Origin of the sequence: Terrabacter sp. GCM10028922 (assembly GCF_042666095.1) — a bacterium.
In the GTDB taxonomy this organism is placed as follows: domain Bacteria; phylum Actinomycetota; class Actinomycetes; order Actinomycetales; family Dermatophilaceae; genus Terrabacter.
Genome location: NZ_JBHTFG010000001.1, coordinates 125,419 through 137,911, shown reverse-complemented (window position 1 = coordinate 137,911; position 12,493 = coordinate 125,419). Strand labels below are relative to the sequence as shown.

12 protein-coding genes are annotated in these 12,493 nt (G+C 70.8%); 8 read left to right on the top strand and 4 right to left on the bottom strand.

Annotated elements, in window-relative coordinates; genetic code table 11:
• Positions 1 to 63: 63 nt before the first annotated feature.
• The 3 genes from lnt to ACFQU3_RS00615 are packed head-to-tail and all read left to right on the top strand — an operon-like array spanning position 64 to position 2,934.
• A complete protein-coding gene (gene lnt, locus ACFQU3_RS00625) occupies positions 64 to 1,632 on the top strand; it encodes an apolipoprotein N-acyltransferase (protein WP_385904942.1) in 1,569 nt (522 codons plus the stop codon).
• The gene (locus ACFQU3_RS00620; protein ID WP_385904939.1) at positions 1,613 to 2,404 is read left to right on the top strand and encodes a polyprenol monophosphomannose synthase; all 792 of its coding nucleotides are present in this window, start codon (positions 1,613 to 1,615) and stop codon (positions 2,402 to 2,404) included. Before lnt ends, ACFQU3_RS00620 begins: the two co-directional genes overlap by 20 nt.
• The gene (locus tag ACFQU3_RS00615) at positions 2,401 to 2,934 is read left to right on the top strand and encodes an FxsA family protein (RefSeq protein ID WP_385904936.1); all 534 of its coding nucleotides are present in this window, start codon (positions 2,401 to 2,403) and stop codon (positions 2,932 to 2,934) included. The genes ACFQU3_RS00620 and ACFQU3_RS00615 overlap by 4 nt, the downstream gene beginning before the upstream one ends.
• Positions 2,935 to 3,239: 305 nt before the next feature.
• Here ACFQU3_RS00615 and ACFQU3_RS00610 read toward each other — a convergent pair whose 3' ends face one another.
• The gene (locus tag ACFQU3_RS00610) at positions 3,240 to 3,602 is read right to left on the bottom strand and encodes an RNA polymerase-binding protein RbpA (RefSeq protein WP_188032034.1); all 363 of its coding nucleotides are present in this window, start codon (positions 3,600 to 3,602) and stop codon (positions 3,240 to 3,242) included.
• 118 nt (positions 3,603 to 3,720) lie between these two features.
• Positions 3,721 to 5,097, bottom strand: coding sequence for an MFS transporter (locus tag ACFQU3_RS00605; protein ID WP_385904933.1), 1,377 nt, complete (start codon positions 5,095 to 5,097; stop codon positions 3,721 to 3,723).
• A 269-nt stretch (positions 5,098 to 5,366) separates the two neighbouring features.
• Here ACFQU3_RS00605 and ACFQU3_RS00600 point away from each other — a divergent pair, with 269 nt between their 5' ends.
• Complete coding sequence (locus ACFQU3_RS00600; protein WP_385904930.1) at positions 5,367 to 6,782, top strand: M28 family peptidase; 1,416 nt, start codon at positions 5,367 to 5,369, stop codon at positions 6,780 to 6,782.
• A gap of 95 nt (positions 6,783 to 6,877) precedes the next feature.
• Here the strand turns inward: ACFQU3_RS00600 and ACFQU3_RS00595 are convergent, their stop codons facing one another.
• Positions 6,878 to 7,624, bottom strand: a complete 747-nt coding sequence (locus ACFQU3_RS00595; RefSeq protein WP_385904927.1) for an SDR family NAD(P)-dependent oxidoreductase — start codon at positions 7,622 to 7,624, stop codon at positions 6,878 to 6,880.
• A gap of 84 nt (positions 7,625 to 7,708) precedes the next feature.
• Between ACFQU3_RS00595 and ACFQU3_RS00590 the strand changes: the two genes are divergently transcribed.
• The 4 genes from ACFQU3_RS00590 to ACFQU3_RS00575 all read left to right on the top strand — a co-directional run bounded on the left by ACFQU3_RS00590 (position 7,709) and on the right by ACFQU3_RS00575 (position 11,232).
• Positions 7,709 to 8,239, top strand: a complete 531-nt coding sequence (locus tag ACFQU3_RS00590; RefSeq protein ID WP_385904924.1) for a MarR family winged helix-turn-helix transcriptional regulator — start codon at positions 7,709 to 7,711, stop codon at positions 8,237 to 8,239.
• A gap of 101 nt (positions 8,240 to 8,340) precedes the next feature.
• On the top strand, positions 8,341 to 9,543 hold the full coding sequence (locus ACFQU3_RS00585) for a methyltransferase domain-containing protein (RefSeq protein WP_385904921.1): 1,203 nt from the start codon (positions 8,341 to 8,343) through the stop codon (positions 9,541 to 9,543).
• On the top strand, positions 9,540 to 10,073 hold the full coding sequence (locus tag ACFQU3_RS00580; protein ID WP_385904918.1) for a DUF664 domain-containing protein: 534 nt from the start codon (positions 9,540 to 9,542) through the stop codon (positions 10,071 to 10,073). Before ACFQU3_RS00585 ends, ACFQU3_RS00580 begins: the two co-directional genes overlap by 4 nt.
• A complete protein-coding gene (locus ACFQU3_RS00575; protein WP_385904915.1) occupies positions 10,027 to 11,232 on the top strand; it encodes a DUF2332 domain-containing protein in 1,206 nt (401 codons plus the stop codon). The genes ACFQU3_RS00580 and ACFQU3_RS00575 overlap by 47 nt, the downstream gene beginning before the upstream one ends.
• Before the next feature lie 42 nt (positions 11,233 to 11,274).
• Here the strand turns inward: ACFQU3_RS00575 and ACFQU3_RS00570 are convergent, their stop codons facing one another.
• On the bottom strand, positions 11,275 to 12,462 hold the full coding sequence (locus ACFQU3_RS00570) for a Fic family protein (protein WP_385904912.1): 1,188 nt from the start codon (positions 12,460 to 12,462) through the stop codon (positions 11,275 to 11,277).
• Between the last annotated feature and the right edge of the window lie 31 nt (positions 12,463 to 12,493).

Here is a 12,493-nt window from a genome sequence, read left to right as displayed (position 1 = left end):
GACCGGCCCCGCCCGGTGGGCCGGTGCGCAGGGGACCCGACCGCACCGCATACGGTGAACCCCGTGCGGCGTCTCCTCGTGTCCCTCCTCGGCGGAGGGCTGCTCTGCTTCGCCTTCCCCACCTTCGACGTGTGGCTCGCCGCCCCGCTGGCGCTCGCGCTGTGGGCGTGGGCGTGGACCGGAACGGGTGCACGCCGCGGCTTCCTGCTCGGCCTGGCCGGCGGCCTGGTGTTCTTCGTGCCCATGCTCAGCTGGTCCGGCATCTACGTCGGGTCGCTGCCGTGGATCGCGCTGGCGACGCTCGAGTCGCTCTTCGTCGGTCTCGCCGGGGCCCTCGTCGGGTGGCTGGGACGCGCGGGACGCGTCCGCCCGCTCGTGTTCGCCCTCGTCTGGGTCGTCACCGAAGGACTCCGGGCGCGGACGCCGTACGGCGGCTTCCCGTGGCTCAAGCTCGCGTTCGGCCAGGCGGACTCGCCGTTCGGCCGGCTCGTCGCGCTGGGCGGCGCCCCGTTCGTCGGCTTCGTCATCGCACTCGCGGGCGCGCTCCTCGCGCTCGCGGTCCAGCTGGTGCTCAGCCGCCCCCGAATGCCGGCGCGCCGAGTCGGGGCACCCGTGGCTGCAGCGCTCGTGCTGGGCGTCGTGGGCTTCACCGTACCCCTGCCGACCGACGGGCAGCCGGCCCAGTTCCTCGGCGTGCAGGGCAACGTCCCCCGGCCGGGTCTGGACTTCAACTCCGAGCGCCGGGCCGTCCTCGACAACCACGTGGCCGCCACCCTCGCGGCCGAGAAGGACGTCGACGCCGGTCGGGTCCCGGCGCCCGACCTCGTCGTCTGGCCCGAGAACGCGTCCGACATCGACCCCCTTCGCAACGCGGACGCCAAGGCGCTCATCCTCGAGACGGTCGACACGATCGAGCGGCCGCTCATCGTCGGCGGTCTGCTCGAGGAGCCCGTCGGCTTCCTGTCGAACGTGGCGCTCCTCTTCGAGCCGGGCAAGGGCAACACCGCTCGCTACGTCAAGCGCCACCCCGTGCCGTTCGGGGAGTACATCCCGAACCGGTCGTTCTGGCGAGTCTTCAGCAAGGAGGTCGACCTCGTCCGGCGCGACTTCGTGCCCGGGCCGGGGCCCGGTGTCTTCGACGTGTCGACGAGCAGCGGGACCCAGATCCGGGCCGGTCTCGCCATCTGCTTCGAGGTGGCCTACGACGACATCATGCGCGACGCCGTCGAGGCCGGCGCGAACGTGCTCGTCGTCCAGACCAACAACGCGACCTTCGGCTTCACCGCCGAGTCACCGCAACAGCTCGCGATCAGCCGGCTGCGCGCGATGGAGTTCGGACGTTCGGTCGTGCACGTGTCGACCGTCGGTCAGAGCGCCCTCATCACGCCTGACGGAACCGCACACCAGGTGACGTCGTTGTTCACACAGGCGGTGGTTCGAGGGGCCCTACCATTGCGGGACGCCACGACCTTGGCCACCCGCGTCGGTGAGGCCCCCGAGTGGGCCGCCGCCGCAGGACTGCTCGCGATGCTCGCCCTGGGCATCCGTGGCGCTCGCCGAACGGTGCCGGAGACGGCGCACGACCCGGCGCCGCACAAGACGAAGGACGAGGATGACGACGACGCAGCGTGAGCCGGTCACCCGGGTGGCCGTGCTCATCCCGACGTACAACGAGCGGGAGAACCTGCCCGGCATCATCGCCCGGGTGCGTTCGACCGTGCCCGGTGCCGATGTCCTCGTGCTCGACGACAGCTCGCCCGACGGCACCGGGCAGATCGCTGACGACCTCGCGGGCTCCGACCCGCAGGTCAGGGTCGTGCACCGCGCCGTCAAGGAGGGCCTCGGCAAGGCCTACCTCGCCGGCTTCGCGCGCGTCCTCGACGAGGGCTACGACGCCATCGTGGAGATGGACGCGGACGGGTCGCACCTGCCAGAGCAGCTTCCCTCGCTCCTGGCGGCACTCGGCGACGCGGACGTCGTCATCGGGGCCCGCTGGGTGCGTGGCGGCGAGGTGCGCAACTGGCCGGCCCGGCGCAAGGTGCTCTCCGTGGGGGCCAACGTCTACACCAAGGTGCTCCTCGGGATGCCGGTCAACGATGCGACCGCCGGATACCGTGTCTATCGCGCGAGCGCGCTGCGGACGATGGGCCTTCAGGGCGTCGAGTCCCAGGGCTACTGCTTCCAGATCGACCTGACGCTGCGTGCCGTGCGCGCCGGCCTCACGGTCGTCGAGGTGCCGATCACCTTCGTGGAGCGCGAGGTCGGCGTCTCCAAGATGGGCCGTGACATCGTCCGTGAGGCGCTGACCAGCGTCACCCGGTGGGGGATCGAGCACCGGGTCGGCCAGCTGCGATCCCTCGCCGGCCGCGCCCGTGGCCGCCAGCCCGTGGGGGAGCGCTCGTGAGCACCACCCCTCGACCGCGCCCTCGCCGGTTGCGTCCGACCCGGCTGGCGGCGGCCGCGCTGCTCCTGCTGCCCATCGTCGAGATCCTCGTGCTGCTGGCCGTCGGCCAGGCCATCGGTGGCTGGCCGACGTTCCTGCTCCTCGTCGCTACCTCGCTGCTCGGCGTGTGGCTCATCCGCCGTGAGGGTGGCAAGGCATGGCGCGCCCTCGAGCAGGCGGTCCGGAGCGGGCGCATGCCCGCCCGCGAGATCGCTGACGGGGTCGTCGTGCTGGTGGGCGGAGCGCTGCTCGTCGCCCCGGGCTTCGTCACCGACGTCCTCGGCCTGCTGCTCGTGCTGCCCTTCACGCGCCCGGTGGCACGCAGCATGCTCGCGGCGGTCATCTCGCGGCGGCTCGTAGCGCAGACCGCTCGCTTCACCGGACCCACCGTGACCGGCCAGCCGGACTGGGAGCAGCCGCCGCCCCAAGGGCCGCGTCGGTCGACCTCGAGCGACGAGGTCGTCGAGGGCGAGATCATCGACGAGGACTGAGCGGACGGTCGGGCTTCAGAAGCCCGCTCGGCAGCGAGAACCCCCCACGAAACGGTCGGGCTCAAAGCCCTCCCCATGGCGAGAAGCCCGCCTCCACGAAGCGGAACGGTCGGGCTCAAAAGCCCTCCCATGGCGAGAAGCCCGCCCCCACGAAGCGGAACGGTCGGGCTCAAAAGCCCTCCCCATGGCGAGAAGCCCGCCTCCACGAAGCGGAACGGTCGGGCTCAAAAGCCCTCCCCATGGCGAGAAGCCCGCCTCCACGAACGGGACGGGCTTCTCGGTGTTGCGGTCGGTGGTGCGCCGTGTCAGGCGGTCTTGCGACGCCGGGGCTTCTCGCCACGGGACTCGCGCAGCAGCGTCAGGCGCTCCTCGAGGAGCTCCTCCAGCTCGGGGATGGAGCGCCGCTCCAGCAGCATGTCCCAGTGGGTGCGCTGGTGCTTCACCGGCTTGGCCTCCGGCTCGGGGCCACCGCCCTGGAGCTTGGCATCGAGGCCGCAGCGGCACTCCCACGTCGCAGGCACGTCGGCCTCGATGGAGAACGGGAGCTCGGTGCGGTGACCTTCTGGGCAGACGTAGACGGTGAGCTGACGCTCACTCGGGACGACGTTCTCGTCGGACTCCATGCTCCTCGTGCCGAGGTTGGAACCGCGTAGTGCTCGATCGGCCATGTGGACCCCTCCAAGACTCCTGCCACTGTGACACCCAATGGTGTCTTACCCTCACAGACGCTTGAACGACCGAAACGGTTGACTTGTTCCCTGCGGGGCCGCGAATTGTAAGCCTGTCTCAGATGACGGCGGGCACCGGGTTGCCCGCCTGTTCGATGCCTTCACGCATGCGGACGCGGGAGAGAAGCAGGCCTCCGACGGCGAAGAAGACGATGAGCGCGATGATCGCCCAGCGGTAGCTGAGGGTGAACTGGTAGACGAGGCCGAAGATGAGCGTGCCGAACCAGCTCGTGCCGCGCTCCATCGCCTGGTAGAGGCTGAAGTACTCGGCCTCGCGGCCCTTGGGGATCAGCTGGCTGTAGAGCGAGCGCGAGAGGGCCTGGGTGCCGCCGAGGACGATGCCGATGAGCAGGCCCAGGGCCATGAAGATGACGAACGACTTCGACGGCACGAGGAAGGCGAAGACGACGACGACCGTCCACAGCCCGATTCCGTAGAGGACGGTGCGCCACGCGCCGATGGTGGCGGCGACGCGGCCGAAGAGGCGGGCGCCGAGGAATGCGACGAACTGCACGAAGAGGAAGACGCCGAGCACCGTCGTCTCGGAGAAGCCGAGCTCCTTCGAGCCGTAGACGCTGGAGCTGCCGATGACGGTCTGGATGCCGTCGTTGAAGAAGAGGTACGCGAGCAGGAACAGCTTGGTCTGTGGGTAGTTCGCGAGGTCGCGGAAGGTGCTGCGCAGCTGCGCCACGCTGCCCCCGACGACGCCCGCCGACCGCGCCACCGGCGTCTCGAGGGTGCCGGTGAGGTGGCGTAGGCCGAGGTAGGGGATGAGTGTGAAGCCGGCCCACCAGAGGCCCGCCGACAGGATGCTGATGCGGGTCGACATGGCGCGGTCGAGCCCGAGGTCCTCGTGGAAGAAGTCGAGGGCGAAGTTGAGGGCGAGCAGGATGCCGCCGCCGAGGTAGCCGAACGCCCAACCCTTGGAGGACACCCGGTCGCGCTCGTTCTCGTTGGCGATGCGGCACAGGATCGAGTCGTAGACGACGAGCGAGGAGCCCAGGCAGATGCCGGCCACGACGACGAGAGCCGCACCGAGCTGCCAGTTCGTGCCCGCGACGAGGAACATGAGGCTCGCAGCGAGTGCGCCCGCCCAGGCGAAACCGGCGAAGAGGCGCGTCGGGTGCGGGCTGCGGTCGGCGATGGCACCGATGAAGATGAGGACGATGGCCGACAGGATCGTCGTGAAGGTCACCGTGAAGAACCACAGTGACCCCGGCGCCACCGGGATGCCGATGACCGACAGGTTCGCCAGGCAGTCCTGGCCCTCAGCGAGACTCGGGCACGCCGCCTCCTCGGCAACGGACGTGAGGTACGGGCTCATGAGCACCGTGGCGGTGGTCGTGACGTAGGCCGAGTTGGCCCAGTCGTACCAGTACCAGGCCCGCTGCTCCCGGGTCTCCGGGCGGGCCGCGTTGACGACGACGTGCGACATGCGCCGACTGTCCCACACGGCCGGGCGGAGCGGGGGTGGGTGGCGCCGAACACGCCGGGGGAGGCGAGCGGGCGAACTCGTCACCGGGGGAGTGCGCGAGGAGGGGCTCTGTGGCGTGGTCAGCGGACGGCATACGTCCACTCCGTGGACAGCACATCTCGCGTCAGGAGTTGGCAAGCCGGAGCCAAGTCTTCACAGGGCGCATTGCCGGGGAACGGGAGGGTCGACAGGGTTTCGCTCGCCCAACCCCTTCACGCACAAGGAGATCCATGCGCAAGCGCACCCTGCTCACCCCGCTGGTGCTCGCTGCACTGACAACGGCCGGCCTGACCATCGCCCCACCCGCGGCGTCGGCGGCCGGACCGGACATCTCGGTGACCAACACCAAGGCCCACCTCGACCAGCTCCAGTCCATCGCGAACGCCAACGGCGGCAACCGCAGCACCGGCAAGCCCGGCTACAAGGCGTCCGTCGACTGGGTCAAGGCCAAGCTCGACGCCGCCGGGTACACGACGACGGTGCAGCCCTTCAGCACCTCGTCGGGCACGTCGTACAACCTCGTCGCCGACCTGCCCGGCGGGGACAGCTCGTCGGTCGTCATGTTCGGCGCGCACCTCGACTCGGTCTCCGTCGGACCCGGCATCAACGACAACGGCAGCGGCAGCGCGGGCGTGCTCGAGACCGCCCTGGCGTATGCGGCGAGCGGCCAGACCCCGCGCAACCATGTGCGCTTCGGGTTCTGGGGAGCCGAGGAGCTCGGGTTGCTCGGCTCCACGTACTACGTCGGGCAGCTGACGAGCGGACAGCGATCGGCGATCAAGAGCTATCAGAACTTCGACATGATCGCCTCGCCCAACATCGGCTACTTCGTCTACGACGACAACGCCGCGGGCACCGACGTGCGCGACGACTTCACGGCGTACTACGACCGCAAGGGCATCCCGTGGGAGTACGTCGACGTGCAGGGCCGCAGCGACCACGCGGCGTTCCGCTCCAACGGCATCGCGACGGGCGGGATCTTCAGCGGCGCAGAGTCGACGAAGACGAGCGCGCAGGCGGGCAAGTGGGGCGGCACCGCCGGTCGGCCCTTCGACGCCTGCTACCACCGTTCGTGCGACACGATCACGAACCTCGACCTCACCGCACTCGACGTCAACGTCGACGCCATCGGCGCGATGGTGTGGACGTACGCCGTCAAGGACTACGGCACGACGCCCCCGCCCACGGCTGGCAACCTGCTCGCGAACCCGGGCCTCGAGTCGGGGGCGGTCTCCTGGACCGGCACGAGCGGCCCGATCACGAGCTCGACGAGCCGGCCGGCGCACTCCGGCGCGTGGAAGATGTGGCTGGGCGGCAACGGCTCGGCCACGACGGAGTCCGAGCAGCAGACGGTGACGATCCCGGCGGCGGCTGCGACGGCCCGACTGTCGTTCTGGGGCCGCTTCGACACGTCCGAGACGGACAGCACGGTCTACGACACCCTGAAGGTGCAGGTCGTCTCGTCGGGCGTCACGACAACGCTCGCGGCGTACAGCAACGTCGGCGCCGACGCGACCTGGCTGCAGCGCTCGTTCGACCTCAGCAGCTACCGCGGCAAGAGCGTCTCGGTGCGGTTCGTCGTCACGGAGGACTCGTCCCTGCAGACCTCGTTCGTCGTCGACGACACCGCGCTCACGACGACCTGACCCGAGGGAGATCCGCACGCTGCGGGGCCGGGGTTCGTGCCCGGCCCCGCAGCGTCGCCTCCGCAGCCGCGGTGTGAGCGCAGCGTCTCGTCGGCTCAGCCGGCGAGCAGGGCACCGCCGTTGACGTGGACGACCTGACCGGTGATGTGGCCCGCGTCCGGGGACAGCAGGTGTCCGACGACGGCGGCGACGTCCTCGGGAGTGCCGGCGCGACCGTTGAGGGTCTCGGCGACGAGCCGGCCGTGTCGCTCGGACGTCATTGCGGCACCGAAGAACTCGGTGTGCGCGACGTAGCCCGGCGACACGACGTTGGCGGTGATGCCGCGCGGGCCGAGCCGCCGGGCAAGGTCACGCACCCATGGGACCAGGGCCGCCTTGGCGGAGCCGTACGAACCGCCGCCACGCGCCCCGGCGATGGAGCCCATCGTCACGATGCGGGCGTGGTCGGCGAGGAACGGCTCGAGGGCAGCCACCGTGAGGACGGCGGTGAGGACGTTGAGCCGCCAGTCGCTCTCCCACGCCGCCGCGGTCGTGACGAGACCGGACGGCATCCCCGGGGCGTCCGGTGCCAGGCCACCGGCGCAGAGCGCCACGCCCTGCACGGGCTCGAGCCCGGCGCCGAAGGTCGCCTCGACGGCTTCGGGCCGCTGGAGGTCGCACGCGAGCAGCAGGGGAGGGGGCGCGGAGGGTGCGGCCGCTGCCACGAGTGACGCGGTCGCGGCGAGGGCGTCCCGGCGGCGTCCGACGAGGACGAGCCGGCGTCCGGGAGCAGCCCTCGCGAGCTGGAGGGCCACGGCCCGGCCGATGCCGGAGCCGGCTCCGGTGATGACATGGATGCTCATGCAATCACTTTAGCCCTAAAATGTTCCGGCCCGTCGATGCCGGCCAGCAGGGCGGGCCGTGCGATTTAGCGCTAAACTATTGGCGTGGAGACGGGACCGGGGGACCAGGTGGGTCAGATCATCGCGGCGTGGCGCCGTGAGCGTCCGGATGTCGACGTGAGCTCCATCGGGATCATCACGCCCGTGTGGCGGCTCGGAGCGATCGTCGTGGACAACCGCGCACGCGTCCTCGCCGCGCACGGCCTCGAGCAGAGCCATCTGGACGTCCTCGGCACGCTGCGCCGCAGCGGCCCGCCGTACCGCCTCACGGCCGGTGAGCTCTCGAGGCGCTGCCGAGTGACGCCCGGGGCGACGACGCAGCGCGTTCAGGCGATGGAGAAGCTCGGTTTCGTCGAAAGGGTCCGTGAGGAGCCGGACCGCAGGACTGTCTACGTGCAGCTGACGCCTGAGGGCGTGGCGCGGCTCGACGAGATCTTCGCCGACGTCATGGCGGGTGACGAGTCGCTTCTGGCCGCCCTGTCACCGTCAGACCGCACGTCGTTGGAGCAGCTGCTGCGCACGTGGCTCGCCGCCCTCGAGACCGGGCCGTCCGAGCTCCCGCCCGCGACCCCATAACGCCGATAATCGACATTATGTCACTTTGCCTCCAAGGGGCCGCTCCTCCGCACCTCTACCGGTGGTCCTAGACGAACCGCGCGAGCCGTAGCCTTGGCGCGATGCAGTGCGACTACTTCGACGCGAGACGGTGCCGCTCGTGCGCCCTCATGGGCGTGCCGTATGCCGTCCAGCTCGCCGACAAGAACGAGCGCTGCCGGCAGGCGCTGTCGTCCGTGGCCCCGCACGTGCACTGGCTCGAGCCCTTCGCCAGTCCGGAGTCGGCCTTCCGCAACAAGGCCAAGCTCGTCGTCGGCGGGCGCACGGGCGCCGTCACCGTCGGCATCCTCGACGCGGACGCGAACGGCGTCGACCTCCGAGCGTGTGGTCTGCACGAGGAGCCGCTACAGGACGTCATCCCGCGGCTGGCCGACGTCGTCGACGAGATCGGGCTCGAGCCCTACGACGTCTCGGCACGACGGGGCGAGCTCAAGCACCTGATCCTCACCCTCTCCCCCACCGGGGAGGTCATGCTGCGGCTCGTGCTGCGGTCGCGGCGCCACCTCGCGCTGCTCGAGTCACGGCTGGCCGGCCTGCTCGCACGCCTCCCGGAGGTGCGCGTCGTCTCGGTGAACCTCCAGCCCGAGCACAAGGCCGTCCTCGAGGGTGCGACGGAGATCGTCCTGACCGAGCAGGGGTCGCTGCCGATGCCGGTCAACGGCCTCACCCTCGAGCTGAGGCCCAACAGCTTCTTCCAGACGAACACCGCGGTGGCTGCGGGTCTCTACCGGCAGGCCGGCGACTGGGCACAAGAGGTCACGCCCTCGGCGGTGCTCGACCTCTATTGCGGCGTGGGCGGATTCGCGTTGCACTGCGCCGCGGCGCCCGGTGCGCCGGCGCGTCACGTGCTCGGTGTCGAGGTATCGCCCGAGGCGGTGGAGAGCGCCCGGCTGACGGCTTCCAGTCGTGGCCGCGAACTCGGTGACGTCGCGTTCCGGATGGGCGACGCCACCGACGTCGAAGCCCTCGAACCCGACCTCTTGCGTGGGCCCCGGTCGATGGTGGTCGTGAACCCCCCGCGGCGAGGGATCGGACCTGACCTTGCCGCTTGGATCGAGGCGTGCGGCGCGAGCCATCTGGTGTACTCGAGCTGCAACGTCGACAGCCTCGCCCGGGACCTCGCTCAGCTGCCGTCGTTCATGGCCCGGCAGGCACGGCTCTTCGACATGTTCCCGCAGACGTCCCACCATGAGGTCATCCTGCTCCTGGAGCGCCAGACCCATTCTGCGACAACCCAAGCCACGACAGGAGCAGCACGCACATGATCCACCAGGCCCCGACGGTGTGGACGGCTCCCGAGGTCGAGCGTCCTGGCGGCTCGCTCGTCGCACCGGAGACCGAGATGCTCCCCGACCTGCTGGCGTGGCACCGCTCCACCCTGTTGGCAAAGTGCTCCGGGCTGACGGCCGCCCAGCTCGCCGAGCGCCCCGTCTCGCCATCGGGCCTCAGCCTGCTCGGGCTGCTGCGGCACCTGCGCAAGGTCGAGCGGGTCTGGCTGCGCCAGCGTGTGGCAGCCGAGGACGTCGAACCGCTCCACGGTTTCGGCAGCGGGAAGGACCTCGACTTCGACGACATCGACCCCGCGGCTGCGCGCGAGGACTACGAGGCCCTCCTCGCCGAGTGGCGCGAGTGTGACCGCGTGGTGGCAGGGCGCGACCTCGACGACGTCTTCGAGGCCGGCGGCGACCCGTTCTCGCTGCGTTTCGTCTACCTCCACCTCATCGGTGAGTACGCGCGCCACAACGGTCATGCCGACCTCGTTCGCGAGCGGCTCGACGGCGTCACCGGTGCCTGACGAGGCAGGCCCGCACGGCCGGGAGGGTGCTGACCGCCTGGCCCGGATCCAGCGCCGCTTCGCCGAGTTCGCCGCGGAGTATGCCGCCCTGCCGCTCTATTCGACCCTGTGCCGCCATCTCGCCCGGGATGCCGAGGCGGCATCTCTCCTGATCGCCGCCCGGCCCGGCCAGGCGCGACCGGTGCTCTGGCTGGCCGCCCTTCACGAGCTCGTGCTCCGCAGGCCCGACATGCCTGCGGCGCGGTGGTATCCGAGCGTCGTGGGTCACGATGCGGTGCCGCACGGCGACCCGTGGCCCGACGTTCGTCGCGCGGTGCTCGAGCATCGCGACGAGCTCGTCGAGCGGATCGCGACGCACGGCACGCAGACCAACGAGGTCAACCGCGCCGTCTACGTGGCCGTCGGTCTCGCCGTCGCGGCAGCGGATGTGGCCGGCACACCGGTCGCGCTCGTGGAGCTCGGCGCCAGCGCCGGGCTCCTGCTCGGGGTCGACCGGTATGCCGTCGACCTCGTCGGTGCCGAACGCACGCTGACGCTCTGCGACCCCGCATCGCCGGTGCGGTGCTCGGGCATCGATCGGGCCGAGGTCGGTGCCCAGCTCGATGCCGGACCGGGTCTGCCGCCGGTCGTGGCCAGGGTCGGACTGGACCTCAGCCCCGTCGACCTGGACGACGAGGATGCCGTCCGCTGGCTGGAGGCCTGCCTGTGGCCCGACGTCCCCGGCCGCGTCGAACGGTTCCGGTCAGCCCGAGCCCTCCTCCGCACCGACCCGCCGGTGGTGCTTGCCGGGGACCTGGTCGACGACATCGACCGCGCCGTCCGCCGTGCACGAGAGGCACCCGGACCCGATGCTCACGTGGTCGTCATGAGCTCGTGGGCCCTGACCTACGTCGCCGCACCGCGGCGGCTGGAGCTCGAGACACGGTTGAGAACGCTCGCCCGCGACGTCCCGGCCCTGTCGTGGCTCACGGCTGAGCCTCCTGGCTGTGCACCCGGCATCGCCGCCGACGATGTGCGGGAGGACGGCGGGGGCACCGTCGTGGCAGTCCGCCGGTGGCGTGGCGCGCGCGATCTGGAGCCCGTCGTGCTTGGGACGTGCAACCCGCACGGCCAGTGGATCGACCTCAACGTCGGAGCGCGCGACAACCGAACATCATAATGTCGATTACCGGCGAAGTTCATTGTGCTGCAAGGGAATTCGTCACCTCACGCGGCGCCCGAGCCCAGCCGCGTACCCGTCGAGGGCCCGAAGCACCGCCGGGGCGCGGTACACCCGGTTGCGGCGGTGACCCGTCGACTCGAGCAGGATGCCGTCGTCGACGAGCCGCTGGAGCGCTGACTGCGCGGTCGGGGCGGAGACGCCGAGCTCACGCACGACGACTCGCGCCGTGACGACGGGCTGGCGGAGCAGCAGGTCGAGCATCGCCCACGAGGCCGACCCCGCCCGCGCCGAGAGCTGCTCGGCCCAGTCGGCGCGGACCGCACGCAGCGTCCCGACGAGCCGCTCGCCGATGTGGGTGCCGTTGCGCGCGGCCTCGGCGACGCACCTGAGGATCGGCTCCACGTCTCCCCCGCGGTAGGCCGTCAGCGCGTCGAAGTAGTCGTCGCGGATCGCGAGCAGGCCGGCCGAGATCGGCACCGTGACCCTGCGGATCGCACCCGTGTGGAGCAGGACCGAGTGGAGCAGGGCGCGACCCGTGCGGCCGTTGCCGTCGGTGAACGGGTGGATCGTCTCGAACTGCGCGTGCGCCAAGGCCGCGTGCGCGAGCGGCGGCAGGTCGTCTCGGTCCATGAAGCTCACGAGATCGGCCATGAGCCCCGGCACGTCGACCGCGAGGGGAGGCACGTACTGCGCGTCGCCGGGGTGCAGCGGCGACCCGCCGACCCAGACCTGCTGGTCGCGCCACTGCCCGGCCGGGTGCTGGGACTGCTGCGCCATGAGCGCCCGGTGCATGGCCAGCACGGCGTCCTCGTCGAGCCGACCGGCGAGATCGAGGGCAGCCTGCATCGTGCGCACGTTGCCGAGGATGACGGCGGCGTTGGCCCGGTTGCCCTCCCCGATCTCGGCCTCCGCAAGGGCCCGTGCCGAGGAGGTGAGGTTCTCGATCTGCGAGCTGGCCGCACTCTCGGACCGCAGCAGCACGGACGCGAAGGGGGCGATCTCGCCTGCTCCCCCGGCGTCGAAGGCGGCCAGCATGCGCGTGGCCTCGTCGAGGTCGGCGGCGAGGTCACCCGGCAGCACGAGCTGGACGTGCGAGATCTGGGGGACCACCGCCGCGTCGAAGGTCGCGGGGGTCGACCGCAGGGCACGCCGGGACAGGTCGAAGAGCCCTTCGATCGGCTGCCACAGAACCGTCCGAGACCCGAGCGCCGGCCAGGTCGTCACCATCTGCCCACCTCCTTGGTTAAGGTTATCGCAC